The organism is Burkholderia sp. Ac-20379 (assembly GCF_017104645.1).
Lineage (GTDB): Bacteria > Pseudomonadota > Gammaproteobacteria > Burkholderiales > Burkholderiaceae > Burkholderia.
This window is the reverse complement of the sequence record NZ_JAAGPF010000720.1, coordinates 1-1,280: the sequence shown is the minus strand read 5'-3', so window position 1 is coordinate 1,280 and position 1,280 is coordinate 1. Positions and strand designations below refer to the sequence as shown.

At 69.2% G+C, this 1,280-nt stretch carries 1 protein-coding gene; it reads left to right on the top strand.

What is annotated here, in order from left to right; translation table 11 throughout:
* Positions 1–1,280, top strand: a 1,280-nt coding sequence (locus G3N92_RS34230) for a phosphoenolpyruvate carboxylase (RefSeq protein WP_241015210.1), incomplete at both ends; no start/stop codon positions are given.

Below are 1,280 nucleotides of genomic sequence, written 5' to 3'. Positions count from 1 at the left end.
CCGCCAAGGCCGCGAACGCCGCCCCGGCCGCCGTCGAAACGACCGCCCCGCAGCGCCGCGCCACCGCCAAGACCGCGGCCAAGCCCGCCGTCGACAAGGCGGCACCGGCACGCGCCGCGGGCAAGGCCAAGGCCGCGCCGAAAACGAACGGCCGTACGCGCGACGACAAGGATCAGCCGCTGTTCGAGGACATCCGCTATCTGGGACGCCTGCTCGGCGACGTGGTGCGCGAGCAGGAAGGCGACGCCGTGTTCGACGTGGTCGAGACGATCCGCCAGCACGCCGTGAAATTCCGCCGCGAGGACGACCGCGAGGCCGCCACCACGCTCGACCGCATGCTGCGCAAGCTCACGCCCGAGCAGACCGTCAGCGTGGTGCGCGCGTTCAGCTACTTCTCGCACCTGGCCAATATCGCCGAGGATCGCCATCACAACCGCCGCCGCCGCATCCACGCGCTGGCCGGTTCGACGCCGCAAGCCGGCACCGTCGCGTTCGCGCTGCAAGCGCTGAAGGACGCCGGCGACGGGTCGACCGACGTGATCCGCAAGTTCTTCGACGAAGCGCTGATCGTGCCGGTGCTGACCGCCCACCCGACCGAAGTGCAGCGCAAGAGCATTCTCGACGCGCAGCACGACATCGCGCGCCTGCTGGCCCAGCGCGATCAGGAACTGACCTCGCGCGAGCGTTCGCACAACGAAGCGCTGCTGCGCGCCCGCGTCACGACGCTGTGGCAGACGCGCATGCTGCGCGACGCGCGCCTGACCGTCGGCGACGAAATCGACAACGCGCTGTCCTATTACCGCGCCACCTTCCTCGACGAACTGCCGGCGCTCTACGCCGACATCGAGGAAGCGCTGGCCGAGCACGGCCTCGACGCGCGCGTGCCGGCGTTCTTCCAGATGGGCAGCTGGATCGGCGGCGACCGCGACGGCAATCCGAACGTCACGGCCGCCACGCTCGAAGAGGCGATCCATCGCCAGGGCACGGTGATCCTCGAGCATTACCTGGAACAGGTGCACAAGCTCGGCGCCGAGCTGTCGGTCTCGCACCTGCTGGTGGGCGCGAGCGAGGACGTCAAGGCGCTGGCCGCCGCCTCGCCACGCGCACGCGCCCCTTTCGACTTCCATCTGCCCGTGGCCCCCTGCTCCGCGACCCCGCACTTCACGTCGATCCTCAAATCGCTGGGCCAGGAGATCACGATCGACCTGCGGCTCAAGCACGCGAAGGCCAACGCGAAGGAACGCAAGACGTATATCAAGCGGATTCAGCGCGAGCATCAC